15 protein-coding genes are annotated in these 15,015 nt (G+C 45.5%); 11 read left to right on the top strand and 4 right to left on the bottom strand.

The window, feature by feature from the left end:
- The first annotated feature begins 144 nt into the window (after positions 1–144).
- From AB6D06_RS02725 to AB6D06_RS02710, 4 genes are all read left to right on the top strand, one after another.
- Positions 145–1,011, top strand: a complete 867-nt coding sequence (locus tag AB6D06_RS02725) for a transporter substrate-binding domain-containing protein (RefSeq protein WP_102332332.1) — start codon at positions 145–147, stop codon at positions 1,009–1,011.
- Between the two features lie 131 nt (positions 1,012–1,142).
- Positions 1,143–1,781, top strand: coding sequence for an amino acid ABC transporter permease (locus tag AB6D06_RS02720; RefSeq protein WP_372109913.1), 639 nt, complete (start codon positions 1,143–1,145; stop codon positions 1,779–1,781).
- 137 nt (positions 1,782–1,918) lie between these two features.
- Positions 1,919–2,584: an amino acid ABC transporter permease gene (locus AB6D06_RS02715; RefSeq protein ID WP_017061228.1), complete on the top strand. Its 666-nt coding sequence runs from the start codon at positions 1,919–1,921 to the stop codon at positions 2,582–2,584.
- Positions 2,577–3,431, top strand: coding sequence for an amino acid ABC transporter ATP-binding protein (locus AB6D06_RS02710; RefSeq protein WP_065584483.1), 855 nt, complete (start codon positions 2,577–2,579; stop codon positions 3,429–3,431). Before AB6D06_RS02715 ends, AB6D06_RS02710 begins: the two co-directional genes overlap by 8 nt.
- 139 nt (positions 3,432–3,570) lie before the next feature.
- Here the strand turns inward: AB6D06_RS02710 and AB6D06_RS02705 are convergent, their stop codons facing one another.
- A complete protein-coding gene (locus tag AB6D06_RS02705; RefSeq protein WP_004732583.1) occupies positions 3,571–4,299 on the bottom strand; it encodes a UTRA domain-containing protein in 729 nt (242 codons plus the stop codon).
- Between the two features lie 211 nt (positions 4,300–4,510).
- Here AB6D06_RS02705 and AB6D06_RS02700 point away from each other — a divergent pair, with 211 nt between their 5' ends.
- From AB6D06_RS02700 to AB6D06_RS02675, 6 genes are all read left to right on the top strand, one after another.
- The gene (locus AB6D06_RS02700) at positions 4,511–5,614 is read left to right on the top strand and encodes an ABC transporter substrate-binding protein (protein ID WP_371690469.1); all 1,104 of its coding nucleotides are present in this window, start codon (positions 4,511–4,513) and stop codon (positions 5,612–5,614) included.
- 61 nt (positions 5,615–5,675) lie between these two features.
- Positions 5,676–6,596, top strand: coding sequence for an alkaline phosphatase family protein (locus tag AB6D06_RS02695; protein WP_372109912.1), 921 nt, complete (start codon positions 5,676–5,678; stop codon positions 6,594–6,596).
- On the top strand, positions 6,593–7,486 hold the full coding sequence (locus tag AB6D06_RS02690) for an ABC transporter permease subunit (protein ID WP_017061233.1): 894 nt from the start codon (positions 6,593–6,595) through the stop codon (positions 7,484–7,486). The genes AB6D06_RS02695 and AB6D06_RS02690 overlap by 4 nt, the downstream gene beginning before the upstream one ends.
- A complete protein-coding gene (locus AB6D06_RS02685; RefSeq protein ID WP_004732591.1) occupies positions 7,486–8,271 on the top strand; it encodes an ABC transporter permease in 786 nt (261 codons plus the stop codon). Before AB6D06_RS02690 ends, AB6D06_RS02685 begins: the two co-directional genes overlap by 1 nt.
- Positions 8,271–9,290: an ABC transporter ATP-binding protein gene (locus tag AB6D06_RS02680; protein WP_372109911.1), complete on the top strand. Its 1,020-nt coding sequence runs from the start codon at positions 8,271–8,273 to the stop codon at positions 9,288–9,290. Before AB6D06_RS02685 ends, AB6D06_RS02680 begins: the two co-directional genes overlap by 1 nt.
- A 1-nt stretch (position 9,291) precedes the next feature.
- Complete coding sequence (locus AB6D06_RS02675) at positions 9,292–9,951, top strand: HAD family hydrolase (RefSeq protein WP_372099557.1); 660 nt, start codon at positions 9,292–9,294, stop codon at positions 9,949–9,951.
- A gap of 75 nt (positions 9,952–10,026) precedes the next feature.
- Here AB6D06_RS02675 and AB6D06_RS02670 read toward each other — a convergent pair whose 3' ends face one another.
- From AB6D06_RS02670 to AB6D06_RS02660, 3 genes are all read right to left on the bottom strand, one after another.
- Positions 10,027–10,692, bottom strand: a complete 666-nt coding sequence (locus AB6D06_RS02670) for a response regulator (RefSeq protein ID WP_136974564.1) — start codon at positions 10,690–10,692, stop codon at positions 10,027–10,029.
- A complete protein-coding gene (locus tag AB6D06_RS02665) occupies positions 10,689–12,059 on the bottom strand; it encodes an ATP-binding protein (RefSeq protein ID WP_372109921.1) in 1,371 nt (456 codons plus the stop codon). The genes AB6D06_RS02670 and AB6D06_RS02665 overlap by 4 nt, the downstream gene beginning before the upstream one ends.
- A gap of 288 nt (positions 12,060–12,347) precedes the next feature.
- Positions 12,348–12,593 (bottom strand): hypothetical protein, encoded by a 246-nt coding sequence (locus tag AB6D06_RS02660; RefSeq protein ID WP_010432281.1) that lies wholly within the window; start codon positions 12,591–12,593, stop codon positions 12,348–12,350.
- A gap of 309 nt (positions 12,594–12,902) precedes the next feature.
- Between AB6D06_RS02660 and AB6D06_RS02655 the strand changes: the two genes are divergently transcribed.
- A complete protein-coding gene (locus tag AB6D06_RS02655; RefSeq protein ID WP_065584491.1) occupies positions 12,903–14,951 on the top strand; it encodes a DUF3466 family protein in 2,049 nt (682 codons plus the stop codon).
- Positions 14,952–15,015: the final 64 nt, after the last annotated feature.

Here is a 15,015-nt window from a genome sequence, read left to right as displayed (position 1 = left end):
TTTTGCTATCTCAAACCCGAAAGTTACTTTGTCCCAAACTAGAAAATCGCTCTGTCCCAACCTGAAAATTAAATTGGCTCTACGTCTTCGATGCGTTCCGTTCATAAAGTAAAGGCAGGCAAATAATCTCGATAAGGAAAGCGTATGAAACAGGGAATGACGATGAAGGCATGGGTTTCAACAGCGGCAGCGACAGTTGTACTGGGTTGTTTTGGTGTTGCACAAGCGTCGGAGCTTGCAGCCATCGAAAAGCAAGGCTTCATGAAAGTGGCGACAGAAGATAACTACTCTCCATTCAACTATATCGACCGCGGTAAGCCTGCGGGGATTAACAAAGATTTGCTTGATGAGTTACGTGAATATTCGAAGTTCGATATTGAGCAAGAGATCTTACCTTGGACAGGGTTACTCGCTTCGGTATCAGCCGGTCAATATGATGTGGCGTTAACTGGCGCGATCATTACCGATGCTCGCTTGAAGGCCTTTGACTTCACACCACCGATTGCTTCAGCGCAGCATTACTTCTTAACCAGAGCTGATGCGGAAGACATTAATACGGTAGCGGATTTAGATGGAAAAACCGTGGGCTTACAAGCGGGCAGTGCTTTGCTAGAAAGGCTTCCAGAGCTAGAAGTGATGCTCGAAGCACAAGGCAAGTCTTTGGGTAAAGTGGTGCAGTATCAATCCTACCCAGAAGCGTATTCCGACTTGGCGATCGGCCGAATAGACTACGTGATCAACAGTGTGGTTTCTGTTAACGAGGTAGTGAAATCCAAAGCGAAGGTGTTCAAAAAAGGCGAGGCGGTGTCTGGTCCTGGTTTCGTGAGCTGGCCTGTTCCTAAAGAGAACCCTGAGCTTTTGGCTTATTTAACGGAATTTTTCCTGCACCTAGAGCAAACAGGAAAAATGGCGGAGTTGCAGAAGAAGTGGTTCGGTGAGTCGTTCGACCAACTGCCTTCAGAGGCCATCACTTCCGTTGAGCAGTATCACAAGCTAACAGCAGTCCAATAGATGGATAAGCATGCGCTGACACAAACAGTTAACGGCTGTTTGTGTCCATGCCAATGGGTTCAAAGCGGTTTAACTCATGAGTCATTTGCGCAAAACCTATCGAAAGAAGTCGCTTATCAAAGAGGTCGTTTATGGATTATTACGCTTGGGAACAGTTGCTACAGGGCGCGTGGGCTACTGCATGGATATCGGCAGTCTCGATTGTATTAGGTGTCGTCATCGGGCTAGTCATTGCTTTAATTCGAATGATGAAAATCCCGTTTGTGGATCAAATGCTGGGTATCTATGTCAGCTGGGCACGAGCAACGCCTTTGGTGACACTGGCTCTGTTTATTTTCCTTTCTTTTCCGTCATTTGGCATCAATTTAGATAAACACGTTTCTGCTATTTTAGCTCTCACACTCAATACATCGGCATTCAATGCAGAGATTTGGCGCAATGCCTTTCTTAACTTTTCAAAAGGACAAATGGAAGCGGCAGAAGCCATTGGTATGAGACGTATCGCTTATTTTCGCCGCATCATGTTCCCGCAAATGGTGATCATGAGCCTACCAGCGCTAGTCAATGAGATGTCGTTCTTAATCAAAGGCAGCCCGGCGATTGCGGTGATCGGCATCGTCGACCTAACTCGTGTCACCAATCGAATCTCTGCGGTTACCTATGAACCACTTGGGCCGATTCTATGTGCCGGTGCCATTTACATGTTGATTATTGGCGTGTTGGTGAAGTTGCAAGCGGTGGCTGAAAACCGAGCTACTTATCTGCAGTAGTAAGTGTGGCTATCAGTAATCTACCTCAGTCACAGCTATCAACAACAACCACAGTTTAGCCGTCATGGCTACTTGGTCAGAAACACCATTTACCTGCTTGTGATGCGTTATTGAGCGGGTAAGTTTAAGGAGTAAATATGGAAGAATGGAATATTATCTGGCAACAAAAAGAGCTGTTTGCTTCAGGGTTTGTGACCACATTTTATCTTTTTGTTTCGTCTTCAATCTTGAGTTTCATCATTGGCATCGGTTTGTTGTATTGCCTCGAAAACTCAAAACTTGGTGTGAAGTACACCATCAATAGTTTGATAGGCATGATGCGCACCTTGCCGTTTCTTATCTTAGCGTACCTGCTCTATTACGGGTTGCCGCAGGTTGGTATTCGACTCGATGCGATTACAGCGGGAATCATCGCGCTAAGTCTCTATCACGGTACCTATTTTTGTGAGATTTTCCGAGGTGTTCGTAAAGGATTAGAGCCAGGTTACATCGAAGCGGCGCACGCTTATGGCTTCTCTAAATTCAAAACATTTACCCGAGTTATTACCCCAAATGTGTTGTTTAAGTCGGTTCCACTGATCACGAACCAACTCATCATCTGCTTAAAAGACACTGCGTTTCTTAGCATCATCACCGTCGCAGAAATTACCGCGGCCGCCAACAGCATTCAATCAACGTACTTCATCCCATTGAATGCGTTCATCATTGCTATCGCGCTCTACTGGGCCGTGAGTATTGCACTTGAAACCATCACCAAACGAATCCAAACCAAAGTTGAACTTAGAGGACTTAGCCATGCTTAAACAATCAGAGATTATTGAAACGGAAGCACCGATTAACCCTTCTTTGGGCGTGAATTTGGAAGTGATTGAGTGCGAGCCACTATTGGAAGAACGAGAGACGATCATCAAGGTTGAAAACCTGTCGAAACAGTTTGATGGCATCGAAGTACTGCGAGACATCAACCTCAACATCAACAAAGGCGATGTGGTGAGTATTCTCGGCTCGTCAGGTTCGGGGAAATCGACGCTACTGCGTTGCATGAACTGGTTAGAGCAGCCAGAGCGCGGCACGATTTTTATGGGTGATGAGCGTATTGGTATCAACTCTGAAACGGGTAAGCCACTCAAATACAAAGAGTTGGCGAAACTTCGAGAGCGTCTTGGAATGGTTTTCCAAAGCTTCAACTTGTGGCCGCATTTAACCGTGTTGCAAAACGTTATGGAAGCGCTGGTTCACGTTAAGAAGATAGCGAAATCAGACGCCGAAGAGATGGCACGTAAGCAACTCGATAAGGTTGGGATGTCGCACAAACTAGAGAACTACCCAAGCATGTTATCGGGTGGGCAAAAGCAACGTGTCGCTATTGCCAGAGCTCTCGCGATGGAGCCGGATGTGTTGCTGTTTGATGAACCAACGTCAGCACTCGATCCTGAATTGGTCGAAGAGGTGTTGTTGGTGATGAAGAAACTGTCGCAAGAGGGCTACACCATGGTGGTTGTGACACATGAGATGGAATTCGCGCGTCAGGTGTCGGATCAAGTGGTATTCCTTGAGAAGGGCATCTTGATTGAGAAGTCCAACCCAGAGAAGTTCTTCACTAACCCAGACTCACCAAGGGTAAGGCAGTTCCTCAAGCTTGATTCGTGAACTAGATGATCCACATCACCTTAATGTTTGATCGCTAAATCCAAAACTCCGACCTAATCAGTCGGAGTTTTTGTCTGTGCTCGTTTTTTCTTCCCAAACCCAAACTTAAACCTAAAACTAGGCAAATGGTTATGTGATGCTAACCAATACTGTCAATATGAATGACCACAGAGTCCGGTCGCCAGTATTCCAACTCGCAGTCCATCAACTCGCCATCTTGTTTGTAGTTCACTCGACAGATCTTAAGAACAGGCTGCCCCTCAGCCAAATTCAGCGCCTTGGCGACATGAGCAGGGGCAGAAGTTGGAATTACATCAAAACGCGAGCGTTGGGTCTCGTAGCCGTATTTTTCTCGGTAGATGCCTGTCAGCGACATGGTGAGGTTTTCTGACAACACCTTCTCAAACAACGGCGCTTTTAAGACGTTTTCAACAAACAGCACCGCTCGGCCATCAATAAAGCGTAGTCGCTCAATCACGTGTATCGGCGTTATCTGTTCTATCTCTAATGCTTTGGCGTAATCGCCCGCGGCCATCTCTGTGCGGGTGCTCAGCAGCCTTGTTTCTGCAATACGATGTTGTTCGCGAATCATTTGATGAAAGTGAGAGCGAGACAGCGGGTTGTAGCGAATTCGTTCGGGTGACACATACCAGCCTCGACGCTCTTCTCTGTATATCAGACCTTCGGTTTCTAATGACACCAATGCATCTTTGAGCGTGATTCGTGTGGTGGAAAACAGCTCACTAAGGTTTCTTTCGGATGGCAGTTTTTGCCCTTCAATGAAGATACCTGATTGAAGCTGCTCTCGAATACTCGCCTTAATTCTTCCTAACTGTGTCCCTGATTGCCCGGTGCCCAATGTTCTCATTACTGATCTAGTCCATAAGTTCGTGTGCTTAATAAGGTAAACCATGGAGTTAACAGGAATGTGACAGTAAACAATGGCTTATTGTCATATGAGTGAAATATAACTGCCACGTAAATGCACTCGAACTGTCAAATAACTTACGGCAAACCGTCACATTCCGGCTATAGCATACAAAACGAACTTACTGACCTAGTCCAGAAGGATAGAGACAATGAAAACTTTGCTTAGCCGTTCAACTGTATCGCCAGCTAAATTAATCGGTTCACCTGCAAAATTAATCGGCGCAACGCTAATAACGGCAACACTTTCAATGCCAGCGATGGCGAAGGATGCTGATCTTGAGTCACTGATTGAAGCCGCTCAAAAAGAGGGTGCAGTTTACAGTGTGGGTATGCCAGACAGTTGGGCAAACTGGAAAGGCACATGGACTGACCTGAAAGCAAACTACGGTTTGAAGCATCAGGATACCGATATGAGCTCGGCTCAGGAGATCTCGAAATTTGAAGCAGAGAAGAAAAACGCAACCGCTGATATTGGTGATGTGGGTTTCGCATTTGCACGTGTGGCAGTGAAGAAAAACGTCACTCAGCCATACAAACCAACCACTTGGAATGACATTCCAGACTGGGCAAAAGACAAAGATGGTCACTGGGCTCTGGCTTACACTGGCACCATCTCTTTCATTTCCAACAACAACCTTGTTGAAGATGCGCCGAAAACTTGGAGTGACTTACTAGAAGGTGACTACAAAGTCACAGTCGGTGACGTAGGCGTAGCAGCGCAAGCAAACAACGCGATTTTAGCGGCTGCATTTGCTAATGGCGGTGACGAGTCGAACCTAAAACCAGCGATTAAATTCTTTGGTGAATTAGCGAAGCAAGGCCGTCTGTCTTACACCGACCCAAGCATCGCGAATCTTGAAAAAGGCGAAGTGGAAGTGGCAATCATGTGGGACTTCAACGCACTGAACTACCGCGACAAGATCGACCGTGAGCGCTTTACCGTCAGCATTCCACAAGATGGCTCAGTGATTTCTGGTTACACCACCATCATTAATAAATACGCACAAAACCCGAACGCGGCGAAGTTGGCTCGTGAATACATCTTCAGCGACCAAGGCCAAATCAACCTAGCAGAAGGTTACGCACGTCCAATCCGTAGCAACATTACGCTACCTCAATCAGTTCAAGACAAGCTGATCTCAAACGAGCAATACAGCAATGTTCACCCAGTGACTGACTTCTCAGCATGGGAAAAATCAGCACGTCGCCTGCCACGTCAATGGCAAGAAAGCGTATTGATTCACCAGCAATAACCCCGCTTAACACGCCACCTTCAGTAGGTGGCTTTTAGAAACAAGCAATAGAGAATAGACCATGAGCAATAAGGTTATCCTTGTTGTTCTAGATGGACTGAACTATCAGGTAGCCCGTGATTGCATGGGCTACCTGAACGGTCTTCTAGAGCAAAGTGATATGTATGAGAAACAGGGCGATTTGCAGACAAAACAGGGCGATTCGTACAATAACCAAGGCGATTTGCGTAATAAACAGAGCACTTCGCAGAGCACGCAAAAAAACAAGCTGCGCGCCACGCTTTACCCTGTGCAGTGTGAGCTGCCATCTATGTCACGTCCACTGTATGAGTGCATCCTGACCGGTGTTCGCCCTGTTGAGAGTGGCATCGTCAACAACCAAATCGTGCGTTTGTCGAATCACGAGTCGGTATTTAGCTTGGCGAAGTCGCAGAACAAAGTGACGGCAGCTGCGGCATATCATTGGGTGAGTGAGCTGTATAACCGAGCGCCGTTTGACGCTGTGCGTGACCGTTTTACCAACGATGAAAGCATGAACATTCAACACGGCTGTTTCTACCATTGGGACCACTACCCAGATGAAGCCTTGTTCTTGGATGCAGAGCACTTGCGCGTGACTCATCAGCCTGATTTTTTACTGATTCACCCAATGAACATTGACGACATGGGACACAAGAATGGGCTGGATTCTCGCCAGTACCGTAATAGTGCTCGTGGCGCGGATATTTACCTATCAAACTATCTTGAGAAATGGGTAGACGATGGTTATCAAGTGATCATCACCAGTGACCACGGCATGAACAATGACTTGTCTCACGGTGGCATTCTGCCTGAAGAGCGTGAAGTGCCATTCTTTGTGATTGGCGATAAGTTCACACACCAAGCCTGTTCAGTGAAACAGACCGATATCTGCGGCAGCGTCTGTCAGTTACTCAACCTTGAACACGATAAATCTTACACTCAGGAATTGTTGGCCTTATGAGCAGTTCTGTAATTACGCAGAGCGATGGCTCTGCGCTTCAACCCAAAACCAAATCTTTGTTTCAACGCTTCAAGCCCGCTTTGTGGCTTGCGCCTTTCGCGCTGTTTTTCTATCTGTTCCAACTGGCACCTATGGTTTGGGTGCTGATCAACAGCTTCTTCTACGACGATGAGCTCTCTCTCGAAAACTATTCTGAAATATTCGATTCTGCCTTCATGATGCAGGCCTTCGGTAACAGTTTATGGCTGTCGATTTGGTCGAGCATTGTTGGTTTAGCGATCGCGACTCTGCTCGTCTCATCATTGCGCCGCGTTGATTCTAAAATCCGCGATGCGGTGATTGCCTTCACCAATATGAGCAGCAACTTCTCAGGCGTGCCTCTGTCGTTCGCATTCATCATCATCTTGGGCACCAACGGTGCGATCACCTTATTGCTCAAGCAGTATGGATTACTGGGCGATTTTGACTTGTACGGCAAGTGGGGTTTGCTGGCGATTTACATCTACTTCCAGATCCCATTGGCGGTGTTGTTGCTCTATCCAGCGTTTGATGCTCTGAGTGACGACTGGCAAGCCGCTTCGGCACTGCTTGGCGCGAAAACTTGGCAGTACTGGACCAAAATAGCACTGCCTGTGTTGTCGCCTGCCTTGTTCGGCACCTTCATCATCTTGATTGCTAATGCGATTGGCGCCTATGCGAGTGTGTATGCGTTGACCTCGGGCAACTACAACGTGATTACGATTCGTATCGCGAGCTTGGTATCGGGCGACTTGTTCTTAGAACCAAACCTAGCTGCGGCAATTTCAGTGATTCTGATGGCGATGCTGGCCTTCATCACCGTGATTAACCAATGGCTGATCAGCAAAAGCTACGCAGGGAAGAGAAAGTAATGAACACCGTAAATACTCGCTTTCATAAAACGGTTGTCTATTCGATTGTCGGCATCATGATGATCCCGATCTTAGCGACCTTTATCTACTCGATCTCTTCTCGATGGGGCGCAACGATCCTGCCGGATGGCTTCACGTTAGATTGGTACATCAACTTGCTAACAGATCCTCGCTTCTTACAAGCCTTTGGTCGTTCACTGTTTATCTGTGTCGCGGCGCTGTCATTGAGTGTGGTGCTGGTTCTGCCTGCGATTTTCGTGGTGTTTTACTATTTCCCGAAACTCGACAAGGTGATGAATATCCTGATCTTATTGCCGTTCGCGGTGCCGCCTGTGGTGTCATCGGTTGGCTTGCTTCAACTGTATGCTGATAGTGAAATTTCCTTGATAGGCACACCGTGGATCTTGATTGGTACTTACTTCACCATCGCACTGCCATTCATGTACCGCGCGATTGCCAACAGCTTTGAAGCGATTAACTTGCATGACTTGATGGACGCGGCACACCTGCTCGGCGCAAGCACCACCAAGGCGTTCTTGTTGATTATTCTGCCAAACCTTAAGAAAGGCTTAATGGCGTCATTGTTCTTGTCGTTCTCGTTCCTATTGGGCGAGTTCGTGTTCGCCAACATCTTGGTGGGTACACGTTACGAGACGCTGCAAATCTACCTATACAACATGCGTCAAACCAGCGGCCACTTCACGTCAGCCCTAGTGATGACGTACTTCCTGTTTATTTTCTTACTGACTTGGTTGGCAAGTCGTTTCAGCCAGGGAACAAAATAATGAGCTATGTAAATGCGAAAAACCTCACCAAGAGCTTTGGTGACAATACAGTGTTTGAAGACATTGAATTTTCCATCGAGAAGGGTGAATTCATTACTCTGCTTGGCCCGAGCGGCTGTGGTAAATCGACTCTACTGCGCAGCTTGGCAGGCCTGAATCCTGTTGATGGTGGCGAGATCTGGGTCAACGGTGAAGAGATTACTCACCAAGTGCCACAACAGCGTGGCATCGGCATGGTGTTTCAATCTTATGCCCTGTTCCCGAACATGACGGTTGAAGGAAATATTGCGTTTGGCCTGAAAATGAAAAAGCTTGCTGCTGACGAGGTTAAGCGTGAAGTCGCGAAAGTGATTGGGCTGGTGGACTTAACGGGCAAAGAGAAGTTCTACCCGCATCAGTTATCGGGCGGTCAACGCCAGCGTGTGGCCTTGGCAAGAGCTTTGGTGGTCAAGCCGCGTATTTTGTTATTAGATGAGCCGCTTTCGGCGTTGGATGCGAAGATCCGAAAGCACCTACGCCAACAGATCCGAGATATTCAAAAAGAGATGAACCTGACCACGATCTTCGTGACCCACGATCAAGAAGAAGCGATGATCATGTCTGACCGTATTTTCTTGATGAACAAAGGCGAGATCGTACAAGCAGGTACACCCGAAGAGATCTACACTCAACCAGCCAATGAATTTGTGGCTGGGTTCATGGGGCACTACAATTTGGTGCAAGCGAACAAGGCTAAGCAGTTGTTCGATATTGAAACCGAGTGGAAGGTGGCGATTCGACCTGAATCTATCTACGTTAAAGAGCAAGGCCGACAGTATGGCGAACACATCTCTGCGCCGAAAACGGGCACGATTCGCAACCATCAGCTCTTGGGCAACGTGATTCGCTACCAAGTCGACGTTGATGAGTGTGAACTGACGGTCGACTTGCTTAACCGCTCCTCTGAGCGACTGTTGGCAAACGGCAGCCAACTTGAACTCCTGTTTAACCTTAACGAAATTCAACCTGTGAGAGCCTAAGATGTTCAAACCTTTGTATGTATTTGATATGGACGAAACGCTGATCAATGCCGATGCAGCGATGCTTTGGAATGAGTTCTTGGTTGAAAAGGGCATTGCTACTGCGCCTAACTTTATCGAAGAAGATAAGCGCTTAATGGGCCTGTATTCGGAAGGCAAACTGAACATGGAAGATTACCTAGCATTCTCCATGCTGCCTTTAGCCGACATGCCAACAGAGCAAGTGACTGCGTTGGTGGAAGAGTGTGTTGAACAGCATATTTTGCCTAAACAGTTCAAGCAGTCGAAACCTTTGATTGAGCAGCTTGAGAATGATGATATTGATATGCTGATCATCTCTGCCAGCGTGACTTTCTTAGTGGAAGCTGTGGGCCGTAAGATTGGTATTGAGAACGCACTCGGTATTGATTTGATTGAAAGCCAAGGCCGCTTCACGTCTCAGATCTCAGGTGTACCAAGCTACCGTGAAGGTAAAGTAACGCGTTTAAAAGAGTGGTTAGACAATCAAGAAACCAACTACTCAGATATCCACTTTTATACGGATTCAATCAACGACTTACCTTTGTGTGAACACGCTGATTTTGCTTATTTGGTGAACCCGTGTCCGCGTTTGAAAGCGTTAGCAGATCAACCGAATTGGTCGATTCTCAACTGGGATTAACGCTGATCCCATCTTTGAATTATGTTCGCTTTAGAACGAAAAAAGCCGCTGATGAAAGCGGCTTTTTGATTCGTATTATTCTATTTCTAGTTTGTAACCTATCCCGTAAATGGATTTGATGTAGTCACATTTTTCATTTATCGAGACCATTTTTTTGCGTAAGTTTTTGATATGGCTATCGATAGTGCGATCACTGACCACTCTTCTATCGTCGTAGATTTTATCAATCAATTGATCGCGACTATAAATGCGGCCAACATTTTGATAGAGAAGGTGCAAAAGCCGAAACTCAGCTGGCGTTAAACTTAGCTTAATACCACATAGGACAGCGGTCATACTCAATTCATCAATATCAATGGCGTTCGTTGGTGACGTGGCTTGGGGCTTGTTGGAACGGCGCAAAATATTTTTCACCCTCACAACCACTTCTCTCGGGCTGTACGGCTTACATATATAATCATCTGCACCCAGTTCAAGCCCAACGAGTCGATCAATCTCTTCGACCTTGGCTGTCGCCATAACCACTGGGATGTCACTGAACGTTCTCAGCTCTCGATAAATATCCAACCCGTCTCGATTGGGTAGCATGAGGTCGAGAATAATGAGTTTAGGCGATGCTTGCTTTACCCAGTCAATGACAAGGTTACCATCGATAATATGATGACTTTCAAGGCCAGAGTGCTCTAAGTACTCACACAGTACACTTGCTAATGCAGGCTCATCTTCGACGACTAAAATCACGATTTTATTTCCTTTGGTAACGCTATGATGATTCGTAGTCCACCCAATTCTGAGTGGTCGGCAGTAATGTGTCCTTGGTGCGCTTCAACGATATTTTTACAGATAGATAAGCCAAGCCCAGAACCGCCACTTGATCGACTGCGCGATTTATCAACGCGGTAAAGCCTCTCAAATAAACGTGGAAGTGATGCATCAGGTACACCTGGATCACTGTCTTCAACGTTGATAAGAATACTATCACTAATGTCGGTAACATCTATCGATACATACCCATTATCGCCAGTGTATCGCGCGCTATTTTCTAACAGATTCACAAACAGTTGTGTCAGTAATCTCTCATCACACGAGGTAAACAGTGGCGCCGAATGGTCATAGTGCTTTGTTAATGTGATGTTTTTTTGTTCTAAACGGATCGAGTTTTGAACGATCACAGAATCAATCAGTTTATGTATATCAACGTTGTTTTTAACATTGAGGTTAAATCCGATGTCATACAGGGAGAGTTGGTGAAGATCCTCAACGAGTTGACCTAGTGTGATGATTTGTTGATGTAACGAGTCGATGTATTTTGGTTCAGGAGATCGGATACCGTCTTGTAGCGCTTCTAGTTCACTTCTAAGCACGGTGATAGGCGTTCTAAGTTCATGTGAAATATCTGATAACCACTGTTCTCTAAGTGTTTTCTGTTTTCTTAGTGTCTCGACAACACCGTTGAATATTCCGATGAGATCGGACAATTCATCATTGCCGCTTTTTTTAATGTAGAAATCGAGATCGCCATTTTCGATAGATTTGGCACCTTTCGACAAAGCACGCAATGGTTTCAAAAATCGCCTAACAAGAAACAAAGAGATAAGGAATGAAAGCAACACGGTAATCGATGCGATAGTGCTTACATGCGTCGTTTGTTGTTTGAAAAAGCTTTCTGCTAAAGGCCCTGATATTTCATCCATCTGGACGATGGAGATATACCCAATAACTTGATCATCCAGTGTTATTTCGACTAGTGCTTGATGCTGACCATCTTCAAGGTGATGTAGGTTTTCAGGCGGTCCAATTATGGCTCGCCCGTCTTGATCTAAAATGTTGAGTCGTTGCCAAATAGGTTGAAGGCCTGGCGCTTCCGGCTCTCTTAATGGTGGTGGCGATGGGTGTCTGTCACGAGGATGTGGTCGTGAGGGGCCGCTAATGCTACTGGCGATTAAATGTGGTTCACGCTCTAGCCGCCTCCACTTTTCGGAAGGTGAGTAATATTGCTTTAAGTTATTGGCGAGTTCTTGAGCTAGGGCAATCTCATTATTATTTGTGAAATCTTGGAGCCCTCTTTGAAAACTGGAGTTAATAAAATAGGTCAGTACAAAGAGCATGGTCACGCACACCATTAGTATTGAAACAAACAGTTTGGTGAAAATTGATATGCGCACGTTCTCTCCAGAAATTAAAGTGAATTAAGACGATAGAGTGAGTTAAGACAATAAAATGAGATAAACCAATATTAGCCCTCGATCGTGTGGGAAATATGGACATTGATTTCTTTATTCATCTTAGGCCATGTATAAGCACTCTTTTGTTAGAAATGAATAGCGAGCTGACAGGGTGCTATACCCCATCAGCTCGCATTGAATTATCACTATTTTAGGATAACCCTCTAACCATTATTGACGTCTTGGTGGTGGTGGCGGAACTTCCTCTTCCGATAGACCACCGCTTCCATCTGCGTCTAGTTTATCAAAGTCATCGGCGAGTGGACCTCTGAGCTCTTCTAATTGTAACTCGCCATCACCGTTTGCATCCATTTCTTCAAAACTTGGCATTTCTCTTGGACCTTCACGGCTTTCAGCACACGCTTGAAGCGCGAATGTCGATGTCAGTAAAAGTAATGCTGTCGTGATTTTTTTCATAATTTAATTCCTATTCGTAACCAAATATAAGTGTATTTCTTTGACGCAAATAGGTTAGCGATCAAATTAGCAGAGAAAATGGATAAATCTAGGAGATGAAAGTTAGCGTTTAACTTTAATAGGGCATCAGTTCATCAGTTCATCAGCCCATCAAGTCAGGTTGTTTAAACCTCCATTGTTTCTACATAGTTTCCACATTTTCTATTTTTATCCTAGTCCATTATTGAACTCATGAATTTAATGCCTTTAGCAATAAAGGCAGAAAGCTATCGTTGGTATTGAAATGGATTATTTTTTAGGAGCCGTAGAATGAAGGCAATGGTAAAAAAATCAGTCGTTGTCTCTTCTACGTTGTTGGTTGCTTCTTATAGTAACGCTGCGCTTTATAGGGTGGTTTTGGAGGAATCACCAGTAGAAACTGAATCGGTGTATGGGGTCGCAGTTGAACCAGAGCTTGGTACAACGGATTGCTTTAGTACCAGTTGTGGTGACACCGACTACGCATTCGCAGGGGAAGCTCAAAATGCAGAACCAGGTTTTTCCTTTAAAGAGGAGGTCCCCTTTGGTATCGATAACACGTTCTACTATTTGGATTATGACGATATCTATAGCTACTGCACGAGCGAACTTGGCTACGCGACTTGTGAAGCTTGGAGTTCTTTATTGTGGTATGGCGATGATGATGCGGGCATTGGAGGCTTGAAAAATGAGCGTGATGCGTATTACGGGCTGAGCTATCAGACCAATTCCACGGCTTTTTATGATTCTTCTTCGCTAAGCGAGATCCCAGATGTTGGCAGCAACCCACCTGATGTGAGCAGTTATAGTTATTCCTTTGTTGATGGAACAGAGGAGAAGGTCATCACTAAAGTTGACGAGAATGGTTTTGTTCTTGGTAACACCAGCAGTGGTTACTACAGTTATAACAACCAATATATTCAGTTGTATAGGCAGCGTGGTTACTACGATACAGGCACTGAATTTACGGTTCTCCAACCTGAAGCCGATACCAGCATTACGATCAGCGATGCTGACGGCGAAGCGAATATAATCTCCCAAATGGGAAGAACGATGGCTTTTGACTCTTTCAGTTATGGAGGGGAAAGCTATGTGGTCGGAAGCGCGTCCGTTGCGACTTTTTATTACAGTGATGGATACAAAGATTATGACTCTCCGTACACATCCGACAGTGATGCTGAGGATCTAGATAATTGTATCGATGAAGATATTGAGCCTGCTTTATATCCAGAGTGTCAGAACTTTGCTTTTGCTAATCGAGCTTTTGTCTGGAATATAACCGATGCGAATGGTCCCAATGATGATGGAAACCGTTTTGCAGTATCCGATTGGGAAACCAGTTCGACCTATTACTCTTACAACGATGATGAAGCTTCAGCACAAGCGAGTGTGAGGGCTGCAACGATTTCGTCTAGAGGGACATATAGCTCTTATCCTGTTTTAGTTGGTTACAATACGGAACTAGATGATTCAGATAACTTTCTTATGCAGGCTGCTGTGTTTAGGCCAAGCAGTACGTCAAATTTCAGCGTTTCGGAAAATGCTTGGACGACTACATTTATCGCTAATGCGACGGTAGAAGTGAGTGATTCATACATTCACAGTAATTCTGTCGCAACAGACATTAATGAAAACATGATGGTTATTGGTTATGCAAAAAGAGATGGTGATTATCCGTCGGATCGTGTGTCTGATAATCGTATGTTCGTCGCTGATGCGAATGACACAACGCCAACAGCCACATTCTTCGCAAGTTTAGGTGAAGACATTTTCTTTGACAGTGCAGAGGGAAAAGCAAGTGAGATCAACAGCTACAATGAAATCGTTGGCTATGTTGACGCCGAAACTCACGCTGAAGTAGACGGACATGAAAGAAGGCATCGCGGCTTCATTTTCCCTTATAACGACACTGGTACCGATGCTGATAGACGTGCAAGATATAATGATCAAGCTTGGTGGTTAGACGACCTAACTAACGGTGGTGACGACAGTGATGCCAACAACCACTTTAGAATATTGGACGCAACCGACATTAATGACGCGGGTGTTATCTCAGGGACGGCAATACAATGTTTTGCGAGTGAAAGTAGCTCCTCTTCTATGGCTTATGATTCAACCGCGCACTTTGCATATTGTAATGATGGAGTAGGTGACGAGAGGGTGGTGGCTGTGAAACTTATCCCGATATCTGGAGCAACAAGTGAAGACATTGCTGAAAGAAGTGATGATAGCGCTGAAGATGTTGAACGTAGTGGTGCCGGTACCGGGTTATTGGTGCTTATCAGTTTGATGTCCGTGCTTTCAGTTCGCTTGAAAAAATCTCGTTCTGTGATTGCCTAAATTGATGACGTGCTCACGAGAGAAACAACCTCTATTTGACCGTCAACCATTAAAGTAATGGGTT

Origin of the sequence: Vibrio sp. 10N.239.311.G01, assembly GCF_041465805.1 — a bacterium.
Taxonomy (GTDB): Bacteria; Pseudomonadota; Gammaproteobacteria; order Enterobacterales; family Vibrionaceae; genus Vibrio; species Vibrio crassostreae_C.
The sequence above is the reverse complement of the archived record's forward strand: the minus strand, read 5'-3'. Positions and strand labels throughout refer to the sequence as shown.